The sequence below is a fragment of the Rhodococcus sp. OAS809 genome (assembly GCF_040546695.1).
GTDB classification, from domain to species: Bacteria; Actinomycetota; Actinomycetes; order Mycobacteriales; family Mycobacteriaceae; genus Rhodococcus_F; species Rhodococcus_F qingshengii.
In genome coordinates, this window is the sequence record NZ_JBEPOI010000002.1 from 5,789,000 (window position 1) to 5,804,604 (window position 15,605).

General features: G+C 62.6%; 19 protein-coding genes and 1 tRNA gene. 13 read left to right on the plus strand and 7 right to left on the minus strand.

The annotated features are described in order from the left end of the window. Window positions 1–16 precede the first annotated feature (16 nt). The 4 genes from ABIE52_RS30225 to ABIE52_RS30240 all read left to right on the plus strand — a co-directional run bounded on the left by ABIE52_RS30225 (window position 17) and on the right by ABIE52_RS30240 (window position 3,907). Entirely contained in the window at window positions 17–1,396 is a 1,380-nt protein-coding gene (locus ABIE52_RS30225; protein WP_230587550.1) for a HAMP domain-containing sensor histidine kinase, read from the plus strand. A 226-nt stretch (window positions 1,397–1,622) separates the two neighbouring features. Further along, window positions 1,623–3,146, plus strand: coding sequence for a S1C family serine protease (locus ABIE52_RS30230; RefSeq protein ID WP_230587546.1), 1,524 nt, complete (start codon window positions 1,623–1,625; stop codon window positions 3,144–3,146). Between the two features lie 80 nt (window positions 3,147–3,226). Then, entirely contained in the window at window positions 3,227–3,724 is a 498-nt protein-coding gene (locus ABIE52_RS30235; protein ID WP_192712362.1) for a MogA/MoaB family molybdenum cofactor biosynthesis protein, read from the plus strand. A 6-nt stretch (window positions 3,725–3,730) separates the two neighbouring features. Next, the gene (locus ABIE52_RS30240; RefSeq protein WP_165639126.1) at window positions 3,731–3,907 is read left to right on the plus strand and encodes a hypothetical protein; all 177 of its coding nucleotides are present in this window, start codon (window positions 3,731–3,733) and stop codon (window positions 3,905–3,907) included. A gap of 59 nt (window positions 3,908–3,966) precedes the next feature. Here ABIE52_RS30240 and mscL read toward each other — a convergent pair whose 3' ends face one another. The 4 genes from mscL to ABIE52_RS30260 all read right to left on the minus strand — a co-directional run bounded on the left by mscL (window position 3,967) and on the right by ABIE52_RS30260 (window position 6,314). Then, window positions 3,967–4,389 carry a large conductance mechanosensitive channel protein MscL gene (gene mscL, locus ABIE52_RS30245; RefSeq protein ID WP_030536328.1) on the minus strand — a complete coding sequence of 141 codons (423 nt, stop codon included), beginning with the start codon at window positions 4,387–4,389 and terminating at the stop codon, window positions 3,967–3,969. A 99-nt stretch (window positions 4,390–4,488) separates the two neighbouring features. Beyond that, the gene (locus ABIE52_RS30250) at window positions 4,489–5,235 is read right to left on the minus strand and encodes an SAF domain-containing protein (RefSeq protein WP_047272494.1); all 747 of its coding nucleotides are present in this window, start codon (window positions 5,233–5,235) and stop codon (window positions 4,489–4,491) included. A gap of 77 nt (window positions 5,236–5,312) precedes the next feature. After that, window positions 5,313–5,624 (minus strand): FmdB family zinc ribbon protein, encoded by a 312-nt coding sequence (locus ABIE52_RS30255; protein WP_003946378.1) that lies wholly within the window; start codon window positions 5,622–5,624, stop codon window positions 5,313–5,315. A gap of 111 nt (window positions 5,625–5,735) precedes the next feature. Continuing rightward, a complete protein-coding gene (locus tag ABIE52_RS30260; RefSeq protein ID WP_054782288.1) occupies window positions 5,736–6,314 on the minus strand; it encodes a 5-formyltetrahydrofolate cyclo-ligase in 579 nt (192 codons plus the stop codon). Window positions 6,315–6,373: 59 nt separating this feature from the next. Here ABIE52_RS30260 and ABIE52_RS30265 point away from each other — a divergent pair, with 59 nt between their 5' ends. The 5 genes from ABIE52_RS30265 to ABIE52_RS30285 all read left to right on the plus strand — a co-directional run bounded on the left by ABIE52_RS30265 (window position 6,374) and on the right by ABIE52_RS30285 (window position 10,507). Continuing rightward, window positions 6,374–7,285 carry a UTP--glucose-1-phosphate uridylyltransferase gene (locus tag ABIE52_RS30265; RefSeq protein ID WP_003946415.1) on the plus strand — a complete coding sequence of 304 codons (912 nt, stop codon included), beginning with the start codon at window positions 6,374–6,376 and terminating at the stop codon, window positions 7,283–7,285. Window positions 7,286–7,410: 125 nt separating this feature from the next. Next, window positions 7,411–8,670 (plus strand): molybdotransferase-like divisome protein Glp, encoded by a 1,260-nt coding sequence (gene glp / locus ABIE52_RS30270; RefSeq protein WP_003946353.1) that lies wholly within the window; start codon window positions 7,411–7,413, stop codon window positions 8,668–8,670. Between the two features lie 21 nt (window positions 8,671–8,691). Continuing rightward, entirely contained in the window at window positions 8,692–9,327 is a 636-nt protein-coding gene (locus ABIE52_RS30275) for a GNAT family N-acetyltransferase (protein WP_007727523.1), read from the plus strand. A gap of 267 nt (window positions 9,328–9,594) precedes the next feature. Next, window positions 9,595–10,329 (plus strand): divisome protein SepX/GlpR, encoded by a 735-nt coding sequence (gene sepX, locus ABIE52_RS30280; RefSeq protein ID WP_007727521.1) that lies wholly within the window; start codon window positions 9,595–9,597, stop codon window positions 10,327–10,329. 102 nt (window positions 10,330–10,431) lie between these two features. Continuing rightward, a tRNA-Ala gene (locus tag ABIE52_RS30285) sits at window positions 10,432–10,507 on the plus strand. A 292-nt stretch (window positions 10,508–10,799) separates the two neighbouring features. On the opposite strand, the gene ABIE52_RS30290 is transcribed toward ABIE52_RS30285, so the two are convergent. Then, window positions 10,800–11,027 (minus strand): hypothetical protein, encoded by a 228-nt coding sequence (locus tag ABIE52_RS30290; protein ID WP_168422008.1) that lies wholly within the window; start codon window positions 11,025–11,027, stop codon window positions 10,800–10,802. A 2-nt stretch (window positions 11,028–11,029) separates the two neighbouring features. After that, window positions 11,030–11,800 carry a hypothetical protein gene (locus ABIE52_RS30295; protein WP_192712300.1) on the minus strand — a complete coding sequence of 257 codons (771 nt, stop codon included), beginning with the start codon at window positions 11,798–11,800 and terminating at the stop codon, window positions 11,030–11,032. A 178-nt stretch (window positions 11,801–11,978) separates the two neighbouring features. Between ABIE52_RS30295 and ABIE52_RS30300 the strand changes: the two genes are divergently transcribed. Together ABIE52_RS30300 and ABIE52_RS30305 are read left to right on the plus strand one after the other, a co-directional pair. Continuing rightward, entirely contained in the window at window positions 11,979–12,479 is a 501-nt protein-coding gene (locus tag ABIE52_RS30300; RefSeq protein WP_003946241.1) for an ImmA/IrrE family metallo-endopeptidase, read from the plus strand. Further along, window positions 12,476–13,477 (plus strand): hypothetical protein, encoded by a 1,002-nt coding sequence (locus ABIE52_RS30305; RefSeq protein WP_047272490.1) that lies wholly within the window; start codon window positions 12,476–12,478, stop codon window positions 13,475–13,477. The genes ABIE52_RS30300 and ABIE52_RS30305 overlap by 4 nt, the downstream gene beginning before the upstream one ends. Window positions 13,478–13,537: 60 nt before the next feature. Here the strand turns inward: ABIE52_RS30305 and ABIE52_RS30310 are convergent, their stop codons facing one another. Further along, entirely contained in the window at window positions 13,538–13,954 is a 417-nt protein-coding gene (locus ABIE52_RS30310; protein ID WP_003946231.1) for a helix-turn-helix domain-containing protein, read from the minus strand. A gap of 479 nt (window positions 13,955–14,433) precedes the next feature. Between ABIE52_RS30310 and ABIE52_RS30315 the strand changes: the two genes are divergently transcribed. Continuing rightward, the gene (locus ABIE52_RS30315) at window positions 14,434–14,589 is read left to right on the plus strand and encodes a hypothetical protein (protein WP_003946253.1); all 156 of its coding nucleotides are present in this window, start codon (window positions 14,434–14,436) and stop codon (window positions 14,587–14,589) included. A gap of 145 nt (window positions 14,590–14,734) precedes the next feature. Continuing rightward, window positions 14,735–15,580, plus strand: a complete 846-nt coding sequence (locus ABIE52_RS30320; RefSeq protein WP_007729029.1) for an SDR family oxidoreductase — start codon at window positions 14,735–14,737, stop codon at window positions 15,578–15,580. The last annotated feature ends 25 nt before the right edge of the window (window positions 15,581–15,605 follow it).

Genomic DNA, 15,605 nt, shown 5'->3' on the forward strand with positions numbered 1-15,605 from the left:
CCAAGCGTCCGTCGAAATGCGCCCGCCGATGCCACTGACCCGTTCGGTGTCATTGCGTTGGCGTGTGACGCTGCTCGCCGCGTCGGTGGTGGCCATTGCCGTCGCAGTCATGGCGATCGCTGCCTACGCGGTGGTTTCGCGTGCGCTCTACGCGGACGTCGATCACCAGTTGCGTACCAGGGCAGCGGTGCTGATCGACAGCAATGTCGTGCGATTCGATCCTCGCTACATCTCCGGTGCGACGCTGTACACCACCGACATCAGTGTGGCCCTGATCTTCTCGGACCTGAGCACGTACCAGCCGCCCGGTTCCGACGTGCCGATCGGTGAAGCCGAAGACGCCGTAGCGCGTGGCGAATCGGATTCCTCGCTGCGAACCGTCGACGGTCAGCGAGTGCTGGCTCAACGAACCCATGACGGAAGCACTTTGGTGATCGGTCAGCGGCTCGCGCCGACCGTTGCGGTACTGGACCGTCTGGCCTGGGTGCTCTTCGTGGTCGGCGGGTGTGGCGTCATACTTGCGGCGGTGGCGGGTACTACCGTGGGCCGCACCGGTTTACGACCTATTGCCAGGCTGACTGCTGCCACCGAACGAGTCGCTCGGACCGACGATCTGACGCAGATCCCCGTTACCGGCAGCGACGAATTGGCGCGCCTGACAGAGAGTTTCAACACGATGCTGCGGGCGCTCGCCGAGTCCCGTGAGCGTCAGTCGCGCCTCGTTGCGGACGCCGGACACGAGTTGCGCACACCGTTGACTTCGTTGCGTACCAACATGGAATTGCTGATCGCGTCCAGTCGCCCCGGTGCGCCGCAGATTCCCGACGAGGACATGGCAGAACTTCGTGCCGACGTCGTCGCGCAGATCGAGGAACTCTCGACTCTGGTCGGCGACCTCGTCGACCTGGCCCGTGAAGACGCACCCGAAACCGTGTACGAGCGCGTCGACGTCAGCGACGTCGTCGAGCGTGCGCTCGAACGAGCGCGGCGCAGGCGCAACGAAATCGAGTTCGAGGCGGTCACCACTCCGTGGTACGTCTACGGAGATCAAGCGGGCCTGTCGCGTGCCGTGCTGAACGTCCTCGACAACGCTGCGAAGTGGAGTCCGAAGGGCGAACAGGTACGCGTCGAAATGCGACCGGTGGGTCAAGGATTGTTGGAATTGACCGTAAGTGATGCGGGACCTGGCATTCCGGAGGAGGATCGGGAGTTGGTGTTCGATCGTTTCTACCGGTCGACTGCGGCACGTTCGATGCCGGGATCGGGTCTGGGACTTGCGATTGTGCGTCAGGTCGTCGTCAAGCACGGCGGCACCATCGCGATCGACGAATCCGATCGTGGGGGAGCGCTTGTTCGTATCGTGCTTCCCGGTGAACCGGGGCCGAGTGTCGAGTAGCGTGTTCTGTAGACCCGTTGGTCCCTCGCTTCGGTGACTGACGTCACGGCTTAATGCGTTCGGCCCGAAAGTCTTTCGGGCCGAACCGACAACACCGGTTTTTCACGTCGAACTCTGGGTAAAGTGACAGGCACGTCTCAGCGCCTTCTCAGCAGCGCAAGGCAGCATTGTCGGCAGAACAGTTGTGACTGCCCGTCCGGTGGTCACCGTAGACGAAAGCGAGCCGATGACCGAGGACCGTAACGTCGGGCCGACCCGGCCCGAGCAGCCCAACAGCGAGCCCACCACCCAGGCGCAGCCGACAGCACCTCAGGCACAGCCGACAGCACCTCAGGCACAGCCTCCCGTGCCGCCGCAGCAGCCTCAGGGGCAGGCGCCTCAGCAGCCGTACCAGCCGACCGAGTCGTTCGCCCGACCCGCCGAAGCCCGACCCACTGAAGGCAGGCCCACCGAAGCCTTCGGGCAGGCACAGCAGCAGCCCACGCAGGCTTTCGGCCACCCGCACGGTGCCCATGAGGCCGCGTACCAGCAGAGCGCCCCGTACGGCGCACCCAACCCTGGTGGCCCCGGCGGTCCGAACGGCCCGGGCGGCGGCCACAATCAGATCCCCGCACCGCTGCAGGGGCCGAACTCCGGTTCGACCACCACCAAGCCGAAGTCGGGACGCATGGCGCTGGTTGCCGGCGCTCTCGCCCTGGTCCTGGTCAGTGGCGGTGTCGGTGGCGTGGTCGGCGCCGTCGTCGCGGACCGCAACGGTGGAACCGCGACGGTCACCAACTCTCTGAACGCTCCGAAGCCCACTGCGACCAACACGTCCAACGCTCCCGCCGGCTCGGTTCAGGCCGTTGCCTCGAAGGTCGTGCCGAGCGTCGTGCAGATCGAGGTGGCCACCGCGCAGGGACAGGGCGGTGAGGGCTCCGGTGTCATCCTGTCCTCCGACGGTCTGATCCTGACCAACAACCACGTTGCCGGCGCACAGGGAGCGCAACTTCGCGTTGCGTTCTCCGACGGAACCAAGGCCTCGGCCACTCTGGTCGGTGCCGATCCCGTCTCCGACATCGCCGTCATCAAGGTCGACGGTCGCAACGACCTCACCCCCATCGATCTCGGCAACTCCGGCGACGTCCAGGTCGGACAGCAGGTGGTTGCCGTCGGGTCCCCACTCGGCCTGGCCGGCACGGTCACCGAAGGCATCATCTCCGCACTCGATCGCCCGGTGTCCACGAGCGGCGAGTCCGGCAACCAGAACACCGTCATCGACGCTCTGCAGACCGACGCAGCGATCAACCCCGGCAACTCCGGTGGCGCCCTCGTCAACATGGACGGCCAGCTGATCGGCATCAACACGGCGATCGCCTCGCTCGGAGCGTCGTCGGGTACCCAAGGCGGTTCGATCGGCCTCGGTTTCGCCATCCCGATCGATCAGGCACGCCGCGTCGCCGACGAACTGATCAAGACCGGCAAGGCGACTCAGGCCATGATCGGCGTGACCGTGCCGTCGCAGGACAACGCCGACGGCGCAACCGTCATGGATGTCACTGCTGACGGGCCGGCAGCCAAGGCCGGTATCCCGAAGGGTGCAGTCATCACCAAGGTCGACGATCGTGTTGTCGCAGATGGTGATTCGCTGATCGCGGCAGTGCGTTCACATGCTCCCGGCGACAAGGTCTCGATCACGTACAGCGACGGCGGGCAGACCAAGACCGTCGACGTCACGTTGGGAACCGCGGCAGCGCAGGGCGGCCGATGATGTTCGGCGATCAGCAGACGATCGACCCGATCTTCGGCCAGATCGCAACGGCGTCGGGATCGGACACTACGGTAGGAGTCATGGAACTCGAAGCCACATCGGCCGGCCGCGCTCTGGTCGTCATCGTCGACGATCGCACAGCCCACGGCGACAACACCGACTCCATCGGTCCACTGGTCACGGAACTGCTGAACGAAGCGGGTTTTCTCGTCGATGCGACGGTCGCCGTCGCCGCCGACGAAGTGGAGATCCGCAACGCTCTCAACACCGCAGTCATCGGTGGCGTCGACCTCGTCATCTCGGTCGGCGGTACCGGGGTATCCCCGCGTGACGTCACTCCTGACGTGACCGCTGAGGTTCTCGATCGCGAGATCCCGGGAATTGCCGAAGCACTTCGTGCTTCCGGTCTTTCGGCCGGATCGCTCGATGCAGGCTTGTCCCGCGGCCTCGTCGGAGTTTCGGGAAGCACCGTGGTCGCCAATCTGGCGTCGACCAGGCCGGCAATTCGCGACGGCATGGCAACCCTGACGGCTTTGGCGAGTCACGTGATCGCCGAGCTCTCCAGCCTCGAGGGCTGAGACAGCTTGTCGGAGCAACGAGATACCCCGAAGAAGCCGTCAGTCGACAAGAAGCGCCTGGCGCGCATCTTCGGGGACGTCTTTCCCGAGACGACGTCGGACGAGCGGGGTCCCGAAGGATCCTCGCGGTCCTCGGACGACGACTGGCTGCGCAGTCAGCGGCCCCCGCACCACGGGGGTTGAGAAGTAAATCAGGCCCCCGGACAATTGTCCGAGGGCCTGATCTGATCTGTGGGCACTGCCTATTCGAGAGTCTTGGCGTGCGCTCCCGTGTCGGCGCCACCGGCATTGGCCGAGAGGATGTCGCGGATCTGGATGAGCAGATCGGTTTCGCTGGCTTCCTTGTCCTCGGGCTCGGAGACGAACTTCTTCTTCGCCGCATTCGCAGGGACGATCAGCACGAAGTAGACGACCGCTGCGATGATGATGAAGTTGATGATCGCGGTGACGACCGCACCGAAGTTCAGGAACGTCTCAGCGGAGTCACCCGTCAGCTGAATGCCCCACCCGTATTCGTTGGCTCCGCCAATCGAAGCGACAAGTGGGTTGATGATATTGCTGGTGAAGGCAGTCACGATGGCGGTGAAGGCCGCGCCGATGACCACTGCGACGGCCAGGTCGAGCACGTTTCCGCGAAGCAGGAAGTCCTTGAATCCCTTGAGCATGTCGGTGTCCCCTCGAGTCTCCGATGGCAAGTGCCAGATGGTCCGTTGATACCGAACCGACTGGAAAAATCCTAGAGGAGCTTCGGACGCTTTGTGCGGTCAGCGGAATGTCACGGTGATCGCATTGGACAGAGATGCCGCGGCTACGACGTTGGCTGCTGGTGTCGGCAGGGCCAGCAAAATCACCTGTTCCTGCTGGTTACGTGTACTTTCCGACGTGGTGACCAACGCGACTACCGCTCCTGCCGCAAGAATTTGTGGGGCCTTGTCTGCAACTGATTCGTTGGGTGTGTCGGGGTGGGGTGTGTCTGGGCGGGATGTGTCAGGGCCGACGGTCAGGACGTCGACGACGTCCCCGCTGCGCAACATGTCCGCGACGGCCGCATCGGCCAATCGGACGGGGACGATGCGGGCGTCGTCGGTTCCTACCGACAACCCGGCCAGCCGTGGGCTGAGAACGCGCACGTCGGTGACGGTTTCTCCGGAGCGAATCGGGCCGGCAACGGTTCTCCCGACTACCAGGTCGGTATCGGAGACAACTCCTTCGGGAAGTTGTTTCGAGTCGATCTCTCGCATCTCGACATCCGAATCCGCAATCACCTGCCCCGGAGTGAGATCGCGGCTCGAGACAACTACGGCGACGGTGTCGGTCGCGGGATCGCCTCGAAAGAAGAGAACAACGCCGAGTGTGGCCAGGACAACGGCTGCGATCTTACGGACTGTCGCCGTGCGGAATCGTGTGCCGCGTGTCAGTTCGACGACGCGATCGAAGGTGCTCGGGCTGAGATCGAGTTGGGCGCGCAGTGGATCGGAGCGCCTCGGCGAGCGAGAACGTGCTGACGGCATTCATGCACGTTAGGGCCGGAAGCGGTGCTTCCGGCCCTAACCATGTGAAACTGTGGACAACCCGGAGGTTGTGGAAATCAGCTTGCGGCAGCCTTTGCGGGCGCCGGCGTGCTGGTCGACGAACTCGATGTCGAAGAGGAGTCCGACTTGGACTCGGACTTCGCAGCGGGTGCCGAATCACTCTTGGCGGGCTCGCTCGCAGTCCCGGAGCCGCCGCGGCTGTCGGTGCGGTAGAAGCCGCTGCCCTTGAACACGATGCCAACAGAGTTGAACAGCTTGCGGAGCTTGCCTGAGCAAGCTGGGCAGACCGTCAGCGAATCTTCGCTGAAGGACTGGACGATGTCGAAACGGTTGTCACATTCCGTACATGCGTATGAGTAGGTGGGCACCGGGCTTCCTCCGCACTGTGATGTTCGAGCAGCCGCGTATTTACACCGCAGCCTTTAGCACTCTACAAGTGACAGTGCCAACAGCGCTAATCAGGGATCTATTCCCGCAGATCAATCGCCTTTGAGTTGCGTGAGGCCGCCGCGCGGCGTCAATGCCCAGCCCATGGGAATGTCGTGGTCGTCGGCAGGCAAGGCCTCGACGAGTTCGGAGTCTCTGACAATTGCCACGAGCCGAGTCTGTGGTCCGACCGACCCGAGCGTCCGGTCGTAGAAGCCTGCGCCACGGCCCAGGCGTGTTCCACGAAGATCCACCGCGAGAGCAGGGATCAGCATGCATTCCACGTCGGACAGGGCTTCCGGTGGCAAGACGGGTCCGACAGGCTCCCGAATGCCGTACTTCGCGGGGCGCAAACCGTCCGCGCCGCTGTACTCGACCCAGGACAACGGTCCCGGCTCCCCGGTGATCGGAAGTAGTACACGCTGAGCGATCTCGGCAACGGCGTCGAGCAAATCGGTGGATCCTGGTTCGGTGCGGGTGGGGACGTACGCACAGACGACCGAGCCGTCGACAATCACTGAACGTATGTGCGTGATCAACGCCGCAGTTTCCGTGTTTCGAGTGTGCTCGGAGACTGCATCACGTGCTGCGAGTGTGATTTGTCGCCATTGTGCTTTTGTCTGAGGTGTCACCCCGCAACGATATTCGTCGTGCTGACCGAGCGGTAACAAGCGGCGGCTAAGGTGTTGGCATGACAGACGTTGTCGCTAGCAGCACGAGGGCCTTCCGTACGGCCGTGGTTCCCGCAGCCGGACTTGGTACGCGTTTCCTGCCTGCCACCAAGACGGTTCCGAAAGAATTGCTGCCGGTCGTGGACACACCGGGTATCGAACTGGTGGCAGGTGAAGCTGCGGACTCGGGAGCCGAGCGGCTCGTCATCGTGACGTCCCCGGGCAAAGACGGCGTGGTTGCCCACTTCGTCGAGGATCTCGTGCTCGAAAGCAAGCTGGAAGCAAGCGGAAAACTCGCTGCCCTGGCGAAGGTGCGCAAAGCGCCGGGTTTGCTCGAAGTCGACTCCGTGATTCAGGAGCAGCCTCTCGGCCTCGGGCATGCAGTCGGTTGCGTCGAGTCGGTTCTCGACGACGACGAAGACGCCATCGCGGTCCTTCTGCCCGATGATCTCGTACTACCGCGTGGCGTCCTGGAGATCATGGCGCGAGTTCGGGCCAAGCGCGGCGGGTCCGTTCTCTGTGCAATCGACGTCCCGAAAGACGCAGTCAGCGCTTACGGCGTCTTCGACGTCGAGATCGTTCCCGACGCGGTCAATCCCGACGTCCTCAAGGTCGTCGGCATGGTCGAGAAGCCGGCTGTGGAAGACGCGCCGTCGACCTTTGCCGCTGCAGGTCGCTATCTGCTCGATCGTGCGATCTTCGACGCACTTCGTCGCATCGAGCCGGGAGCCGGCGGTGAGTTGCAACTCACCGACGCCATCGCTCTCCTGATTTCCGAGGGCCATCCGGTTCACGTGGTGGTGCACCGCGGAACGCGTCATGACCTGGGCAACCCCGGCGGGTACCTCCGCGCTTCGGTGGACCTGGCACTCGACAGTGACGATTACGGCCCGTCCTTGCGTAAGTGGCTCGCGGATCGGCTCGACCGCTGAGCGTGTCGCCACGGTGGTTGATCGCCCGATAACGCAGTATCAATGTGCTTGTCCCTTTTCGGCGGCAAGGCATCATGAGCTGACGGATATCACCGAATTTCCAGACACAGGAGGACGCGGACCAGATGCGGTCGGTTGAGGAGCAGCAGACCAGGGTTACCGCTGCTGCAGTGGCGCCCCGTCCGGTTCGGGTCGCCATCTCGGAGGCGCAGGGACTGCTGTGTGCCGAGGAAGTGGTGACCGAACGCCCATTGCCGGGATTCGATCAAGCTGCCATCGACGGTTACGCGGTTCGCAGTGTCGATGTCGCCGGAGCTGGAGCCGACCTCCGCGGCGAGGACGGCGAGCCTACGGACCTCAGCTTGCCGGTGGTCGGCGAGGTGACGGCGGGCTCACGCCAACCGATCCGCTTGCAACCGCGTCAGGCCGTTCGAGTCGACACGGGCGCGCCTTTGCCCACGCTGGCCGACGCAGTTCTTCCGCTCGAGAACACCGACGGTGGTCGCGCTCGCGTTCGGATCTTCGAGCCGGTGCGTTCGGGCGATTACGTTCGCCGTGCAGGCGACGACGTCCAGCCGGGCGACGTGGCCGTTCGGGCAGGCACCATCATCGGAGCCGCACAGGTCGGGTTGCTTGCCGCGGTCGGCCGCGACAAAGTACTCGTCCATCCGCGTCCGCGCCTCTCCGTCATCAGCGTCGGTGGAGAACTCGTCGACGTGGATCGCACGCCGGGACCTGGTCAGGTTTACGACGTCAATTCGTATGCCCTCGCCGCCGCAGCGCGCGATGCCGGCGCCGACGTCAACCGTGTGGGAATCGCAGGCAACGACTCTCGTCGTCTTCGCGAAGTAGTCGAGGGACAGCTGATTCGCTCGGAAATCGTTGTCATCGCCGGTGCCGTGGGCGGCGGAGCGTCCGACGAGGTTCGTGAGGCGCTTGCCGACCTGGGGACACTCGAGGTGGAGCGCGTTGCCATGCATCCGGGATCGGTGCAAGGCTTCGGAAAGCTGGGAAGGGACGAGGTTCCGACCTTTCTCCTACCGTCCAACCCGGTCAGCGCACTGGTGGTATTCGAAGTCATGGTTCGCCCGCTGATCAGAATCGCGCTCGGACGCCGCCAGCCGATGCGGCGAGTAGTGAAGGCGCGGACAGTGGGAACGATCACGTCGATTGCCGATCGCAAGGGTTTTCTGCGTGGTCAGCTGATGCGTGACGAAGCGACAGGGGAGTACCTGGTGCAGGCCCTCGGGGGCGCGCCCGGTGCGTCGTCACATCTCCTCGCGACCTTGGCGGAAGCCAATTGCTTGGTTCTGGTCGATCGAGACGTCACCGAAGTGCACATCGGTGAAGAAGTCGACGTAGCTTTTCTCGCCCAACGTGGGTAACGCCGACCCGAGTGGGGTGTGATGTCAGTCCATCCAGGATGGCCGGAAGATCTCGGCCCGCTGCGAGTGCCCGCGGGAGTGGTGACCGTCCGCCCCGTGAAGCTCCGTGACGCTGCTGTGTGGAGTCGTCTCCGCATTCGCGATCGCGAGCACCTCGAGCCGTGGGAGCCCACCGGAGAATCGCCCTGGGATGCTCGCCACCACATCACCGTCTGGCCGTCCCTGTGCGGAAACCTTCGCTCCGAAGCGCGCAAGGGCAGGATCCTTCCCCTGGTGATCGAACTCGACGGGAAGTACTGCGGGCAGGTCACCATCGGAAATGTGGTGCGCGGCGCTCTGCGGTCCGCCTGGGTGGGCTATTGGGTCGCCTCGCACGTGACCGGTGGGGGCGTAGCCACAGCTGCCGTTGCACTCACACTCGATCACGCATTCTCGAAGGTCGGTCTGCATCGAGTGGAGGCCACTGTTCGGCCGGAGAACGCGTCGAGTCGCGCAGTCCTACGAAACGTTGGGTTCCGGGAGGAAGGTCTTCTCAAGCGCTACCTCGATGTCGACGGCCAATGGCGTGATCATCTTCTGGTCGGAATGACCATCGAGGAAGTACCCACCACCGTCGTCGACAGATTGGTGCGGTCCGGACGCGCTTCATGGGTGTGACGAAGACGGCGCCAGAAGCGTGAGAAACGCGAGCTAAACAGCAGTTACCGCTGAGTAGTCCTACTTTCGGGCGGGAAAATGTGGTTTTTGATTCAACCAGAACTTGAGACTTTTGGGACTGAACCGGAAGTTCAGTTCGGTACGCGTGTGACACATGAGTATGGTGGGGTTCGGCGCGTCGGCAACGATGCGAGGGCGTCGGCCGTTAACCTTGACTCGTCAACGGCTGGCATAGGTGCTGGTAGGTGATCGGGAGGAGGCCGCGGCATGCCTAGCTCATTCGTGTGGATCGGGCTGGTGGCCGTGTGGCTGTTCGTCCTGGTGCCGATGCTTGTCAACAAGCGCCCCAGGATCCGGCAGACGAGTGACGCGGCACTCGCGACTCGAGTACTCCACCGCGGCGACAGCAACCCTGTTCAGCGCGGGCCGGCAGCAGGACATCGAAGCGATCCGAACTGGCAACCAGAACCAGTGCGCAGCAGCTACGACGCGGAGGACCAGATGGACACTCACGCAGAAGACGACTACGCCGGCGGTCGTGCACCGGTCGGAGAATTTGTTCCGGTTCGGCGCGGCCGAGGCGGATTCGACCCCGAAGCGGATGCCATCGCCCGGGAGGCGCGGTATGCATTCCGTCAGCGGACATTGCTGGGACTTGCGTTCGTCGCGATTCTCTCGGGCGCTCTCGCATTGATCATCTCGCCGATGGTGTGGTGGTTGTTTGCGCTGACCGTCTGCGGCCTCGGCGGGTACATGGCGTACTTGCGTCGGCAGGTTCGGATCGAGCAAGAGATTCGCCGCCGTCGTACCGAACGCCTCAACCGATCGCGACTCGGAGTCGAATCGCACACCGACGAAGAGCTTCGCCTGATTCCGGCGCGACTACGTCGGCCAGGAGCGGTTGTCCTCGAGGTCGACGACGAAGATCCGGTGTTCGATCACCTAGATCACTACGAAGAAGAGATCAGGCACACCGAGATGCGTCGCGCGTCCGGTCAGTGATCTTCTGGGCCGATCTTGTCGGGCCGAAAGTTCGTGTCGGGTGATTCCAACGGGAGTATTCGTTCCTGTTAGAGTTGCCGAGCACCGCTGAGGCGGTGGCACGGGGCTGTGGCGCAGTTGGTAGCGCGCTTCGTTCGCATCGAAGAGGTCAGGGGTTCGATTCCCCTCAGCTCCACCAAGAAGTACCAGCGAAAAGGGTCTTTCAACGAAAGTTGAACGACCCTTTCCTGCATTTTCAGGGCCTGCCCGAATTGCGAAGATTCGATCTGAGTGTGCGCCGTTTCATACGATTGCGACCGCTGATCCGGACCGTTGAGCTTCCAAGTGAGGGATGATCCTTGGGCGGATACATGTTTGCCGGAAATGTAACGAGGGTGTGTCCGGTGCGATAGGCACGGTGAGTCTGCCGCAGTTTTCCGCAGGTCGGACGTATGTGTCGGGGAGGAATGTCGATGAGCCAGCCACGACGGCTAGCGATGATGCTTGTTGCTGTGATGTGCCTGATGGGTATCGGCGTCCTTGCCGTATCGGTCTTCCCCGCCATCGTCGCCGCCCAACCTGGCGGCAACAGCGGTGGTGGCAACAACGGCAATGGAAACGGCAATTACGGCAACAACGGCGGCAATAACAACGGCAACGGTGGCGGTCACAACGGCAACGGTGGCGGCAACAACGGCAACTATGGCTGGCATTGTCACCGTCACAACTGCGGCACGACCGTAATTCCGACACCGACACCGACCACGACTGAGCCGACGACGACTGAGCTGACCACGACTGAGCCGACGACGACTGAGCCCACGACGACTGAGCCGACGACCACGACTGCGCCGACCACGACGACTGAGCCGACGACCACGACTGCGCCGACCACGACGACTGAGCCGACGACCACGACTGAGCCGACCACGACGACTGAGCCGACCACGACGACTGAGCCGACCACGACGACTGAGCCGACCACGACGACTGAGCCGACGACCACGACTGAGCCGACGACCACGACTGAGCTCACGACGACTGAGCTCACGACGACTGAGCTCACGACGACTGAGCCGACCACGACGACTGAGCCCACGACGACTGAGCCCACGACCAACCCTTCGGCGTCGCAACGTCCGAGCAGCAGCGCTTCCCCCGCGACCAACGCAACTTCGCAGACCGAGAGTCCTTCGAGCCAAGCACCCTCCGAGACACAGTCTCCTTCCGAATCGCAGCCGAGTTCCGAGCAGTCGTCCGCGGTAGCGGCTCCGCCGGCTGGACCGTCTGATCCGCAGGGACCGTCAGCGGGCGGCGGAGCGCCTGCACCCTCTGCCGGTGGACCGGCAAACGCTGCGCCGGGCGCAGTCGCAGCCCCTTCCGCACCCGAGGTTCTGGCCGCACCCGCACCCGTAGCTCCGCAGGTACCGTCGAACGTTCCGAACGTCGCGGCTCCGACTGACAACCCGCAGGCATTTCCGACGGCGTTCACTCAAGGGCTTCCGCCGATTCTCAACGCCGCCGCCGTCGCCGGCGGTGTAGGCGGAATGGCAGTGGTAGCGGCCGGTGCGGGAGCACTGACTTTCCGCGGAGCATCGCTGCAGAAGGCACGATTGGCTGCCGCGCGTGCCGAATTCCTGGCACCCGGATCACAGGGAGGTGCGTGAGTCGTGCCGGACAGACGTTCACATCGCCGCGTTCTGGCCGCGGTGGATGCCGTATGCGACGCAGCAGCGTCGTCGGAGGCAGTGTCACTGCTGACGGTGGTGCAGACAGTCGCCCGCGAGCGTGGGCGCCCGATCGAGATCGATCTGGAAACCCCTCTCGCCACCGGAGTGTGCGGTCAGCGCCGGGCCTACGACGACCACGACGTCATCGTTTTGGCTCCCGGACTACCCAATGTCGAGCGGACTCTGGCACATGAGTTGGGGCACATAGTGTTTCGCCACGAGGGTGCCGAGATCGCCGAGGCGACGCTCGAGGTCAGTGACGATTTGATCGCCTACATGTTGAGTCAACGTTCTCTGCGGCGCAACGAACCCGTGCCGATGGACGACATCGCGGAGTGGGAAGCCGAGACGTTTGCGTCGATGTTGATCATGCGTCTGCGAACGATGAGTGGCCGTGGGACACCGCTGTCGGTGTTGCGGTATGACGAGGCGATCGGATGATCTTTTGGGCTGTGGCCCTTCTCGTCTGGGTTGCAGCCGGCGCGAGACTGGGTCGAGTTGTCGCGCGCACCGCGACGCCGTTGCGAATGTCGATGGTCTTTGCAGGCTTCTCGGTCGCGTTGTCGTCGACGGTCATGGTGCCGGCGGTATGGGACATCGTCGATCGCATTGCGCCGGAGCAGCATGCCGCCGCGATGATCGTCATCGTCTTGTGGACAGCGTTGTCTGCGGCCAGTGCAGTCGGCGCCGTGTCTGCGTGGCCGGTGATGTCACGTCCGGCTATGCGCGGCCTCGCCACCGTGCTGTACTCGGTGGGGCTCCTGGTGGCGATCGCGGTTCTCTTCGGCTACCCGGCGCCGGCTCTGATCTTTATCGTCGTCGCTCTGTCCCTTGTCATTTCGACGGGGCTACGGCACGTTGCGTGGGCGCCGTTGGGGCGCGGAATCGCGTTGATCGTGACCGGTTCGTCGATCCTGCTCGTCGTGGTCGTCGTGATGCTTGTCGAATCGATCGGTGGCACCGGCGCACTCGAATCGGATATCTGGACGGGCGCAGGGGTGTGGTTCATCGCTGCCTCGAGTGTTCTGATTGCGCTGGGCATCACGTGGGTGCTTCTCGAGACCTGGTTACGTGCGCGACGAGATCTGTACCGGCTGCGGCGGATGCACGCGCTTCTCGTCAAGCGATTCCCCGAGGTAGTCGACGCGGACAGCGCCGGGAGTACGTCTGTGCTGCGGGCATCGGACATGATCGCGCAGATCATGGATGCGATGTACATCCAGTCCGGCGCCGGGATGTTCGACGTCGGTGGTCAGGAACCGCCGCGGGCCGTCACTGCACACGCGGGGATTTTGGCGGGGTGGATCGCCGATCCCTTGGCCTCGGATGTGTTGGACACCAGGTGGATTGCGCCTCCTGAGAAGATGTCGGCGCGCCGATGGGTGTTGTTGTTGGCGAAAGAACTCGATGAAACGACAAAAGTAGGTCGACGTTCGTAGTCGACCTACTCCATGTCATTGCAGTGCTCGAGATCGAGTCAGTGCTTCAGCACGTTCACATCAGCGTGACGCGTCAGGCGGAACCTCTGGCAAACCTTCACTCGCGCGGAGCTTTTCAGCCATCGTGGTGAGTAGATTCTGCGATTCTTCCGAGAGGTCGAATGCACGGCTCGAGAGGCGGCGAAGCCCGTAGCCTTGGAGCTGTGAGAGCAGTTCGAGATCGTGATCGATCTTGGCTGCGTAGATGTCGTTGAAGAAGTAGTCGGGCTTCACCTTGAAGAACCGGGCGAAGGCTGCGACTGTCTCGTCTGAGGGGTTGGTGCGCTGTCCCGAGCGGAGCTGCGAGATGTACGGCTTGGAGATCTGATGGCCGTCTTCGATGAGCGCTGCCGCAACCTCGGCGTTGGTATGGGGTTTGCGCCCCGGAGGATGAACACTGTCGAACAGTTTGTTCAATCGTTCTGCAAAGTCAGCCATTGTGAACCGCCCCGTAATCCTCTCTAGCTAGCAATTGTCCGTTCAGTGAATCCTACGGTATCACGCGGATAACCGATCGGTAGCTCACCGTAGTCTGTTTAGTGGACTAGTTGTCAAATGTGTCCGAGATTCGATTCGTCTGGCCAATGAGTGCTCAGCTATGTCTCAGCGCACATTGAGTTTCCGCCACACGGAAATGTGCAGCTACGACTGCGCTATTCGAACCTTCCAGTACTTGGCCAATCTGCCCAATATCAAACCTTTTACCCGTTTTGGCGATATTAGCTATGCGTTAGCCTGGTTTTTCACAACTATTTCGATTGAAAAACTGCAGTTCAAGCGATGTTTGAAGGTTTGGGGTCGCGATCAGGGTGGCTGGTTGCGATGTCATGCGGATCACCTCGGGGTTGAACCTTGAACGGTTTGCCGGATTGCGATCTGTGCTAGCTAAACCCTCCGAGTGGGTGCAGAATTGTGACATGAAACACACGATGAGCGATGATGAATTGCGCCGCGCAATCCGTGAAATTCAGGATCGAGCCCACGACGCACGCAAGCGTGGGGACGATGTAGCGGCGGAAGAACTCGACCGTACGGTCAAGGGCTATCAAGAGCAGATGATGCAGCGTCTCTAGTGCTCGCTGCGGTCGTCTCTGTGCGGTGTTTGCGCGGAGTACGGCCGTGCCCCGCAGGTCGTCTTGCGTGTTTCAGGGCGGCCGCACCGTGCGTGCGTAGACTTTCCCGCATGTCCACAGTACGAGTGCGGGGGAGTGTTCATCCATGTCTGTAAGGTCGCTCGACGGCAAGAAATGCCTGATCACCGGCGCCGGTAGTGGAATTGGACGTGCAACTGCGCTGCGTGCATCAGAGGTCGGCGCCGAATTGTTTCTCACCGATATCAACAGCGTCGGATTGGAAGAGACGGTCGCGATGGTCGGCGCCGGCGGCGGCACGGTCAGCATGGCGAAGGCACTCGATATCTCGGACTACGACGAGGTCGTGAAATTCGGTACCGAGATTCACACTCAATTTTCTTCGATGGATGTCGTCATGAATATCGCCGGCATTTCAGCGTGGGGAACTATCGAGAACCTCGAACATCGGCATTGGAAGTCCATGGTGGACGTCAACCTGATGGGGCCGATCCATGTCATGGAGACGTTTGTTCCACCCATGATTCGTGCCGGCAAGGGTGGACACCTGGTCAACGTGTCTTCGGCTGCCGGACTTTTGGCCCTGCCGTGGCACGCCGCCTACAGTGCGAGCAAGTTCGGCCTTCGCGGGGTGTCCGAGGTGCTGCGATTCGATCTGAAGCGGCACGGAATCGGGGTCAGTCTGGTTGTGCCGGGTGGGGTGAAGACGCCATTGGTGGGAACCGTGGAAATAGCGGGTATCGACAGGAACGACCCGCGGGTCGAAAAACTCACGCACCGGTTCGAGGCGCGTGCTGTCTCCCCGGAGAAGGTGGCGTCGTGCATTCTGCGGGGAATCGAGAAGAATACGTACCTCGTATATACGTCCAATGACATCCGATTCGGATACTGGTGGGCGCGCAAATTCGCCCTGCCTTACGAGTTCGTGATGCAAAAAGCGAACGACCAGTTCAGTAAATTGCTCAAGCGATGAGCGTCAACTCCGCCGGGACTTTTAT

Excerpts from the sequence above, each read along its gene's own strand:
- ABIE52_RS30320 (WP_007729029.1), top strand. The coding sequence starts at position 14,735 with ATGTCTGTAAGGTCGCTCGACGGCAAGAAATGCCTGATCACCGGCGCC.
- ABIE52_RS30310 (WP_003946231.1), bottom strand. The coding sequence starts at position 13,954 with ATGGCTGACTTTGCAGAACGATTGAACAAACTGTTCGACAGTGTTCAT.
- sepX (WP_007727521.1), top strand. The coding sequence starts at position 9,595 with ATGCCTAGCTCATTCGTGTGGATCGGGCTGGTGGCCGTGTGGCTGTTC.
- ABIE52_RS30305 (WP_047272490.1), top strand. The coding sequence starts at position 12,476 with ATGATCTTTTGGGCTGTGGCCCTTCTCGTCTGGGTTGCAGCCGGCGCG.
- ABIE52_RS30250 (WP_047272494.1), bottom strand. The coding sequence starts at position 5,235 with ATGCCGTCAGCACGTTCTCGCTCGCCGAGGCGCTCCGATCCACTGCGC.
- ABIE52_RS30235 (WP_192712362.1), top strand. The coding sequence starts at position 3,227 with ATGGAACTCGAAGCCACATCGGCCGGCCGCGCTCTGGTCGTCATCGTC.
- ABIE52_RS30315 (WP_003946253.1), top strand. The coding sequence starts at position 14,434 with ATGAAACACACGATGAGCGATGATGAATTGCGCCGCGCAATCCGTGAA.
- ABIE52_RS30265 (WP_003946415.1), top strand. The coding sequence starts at position 6,374 with ATGACAGACGTTGTCGCTAGCAGCACGAGGGCCTTCCGTACGGCCGTG.
- ABIE52_RS30230 (WP_230587546.1), top strand. The coding sequence starts at position 1,623 with ATGACCGAGGACCGTAACGTCGGGCCGACCCGGCCCGAGCAGCCCAAC.
- ABIE52_RS30275 (WP_007727523.1), top strand. The coding sequence starts at position 8,692 with ATGTCAGTCCATCCAGGATGGCCGGAAGATCTCGGCCCGCTGCGAGTG.
- mscL (WP_030536328.1), bottom strand. The coding sequence starts at position 4,389 with ATGCTCAAGGGATTCAAGGACTTCCTGCTTCGCGGAAACGTGCTCGAC.
- ABIE52_RS30225 (WP_230587550.1), top strand. The coding sequence starts at position 17 with ATGCGCCCGCCGATGCCACTGACCCGTTCGGTGTCATTGCGTTGGCGT.
- glp (WP_003946353.1), top strand. The coding sequence starts at position 7,411 with ATGCGGTCGGTTGAGGAGCAGCAGACCAGGGTTACCGCTGCTGCAGTG.